Annotated in this window: 1 pseudogene; it reads left to right on the top strand. The window is 43.6% G+C overall.

Annotation, left to right across the window (positions count from 1 at the left end):
- Positions 1-211, top strand: a pseudogene (locus R3X28_RS19330) (IS110 family transposase); the annotation flags it as partial.

The raw sequence follows: 211 nt of genomic DNA, 5'->3' as shown, positions 1-211 counted from the left end.
GTTGATATCAAGAGAGTTAAAGGACGGTCGTTTGGAGGGTATCCATGTTCCCGATGTCGATCGTGAGGAGTTACGAAGTCTATTTAGGCGCAGGAACGATCTTGTCAAGGATTTTCGGAGGATAAAGAGTTACATCAAGATGCAGTTGTTGTATTTCGGTATTAAAGAGCCGGAAGAATTTGACAACGACCATTGGAGCCATAAGTACCGT

The organism is Maribacter sp. TH_r10 (genome assembly GCF_033101095.1).
GTDB classification, from domain to species: Bacteria; Bacteroidota; Bacteroidia; order Flavobacteriales; family Flavobacteriaceae; genus Maribacter_A; species Maribacter_A luteus.
The sequence above is the reverse complement of the archived record's forward strand: the minus strand, read 5'-3'. Positions and strand labels throughout refer to the sequence as shown.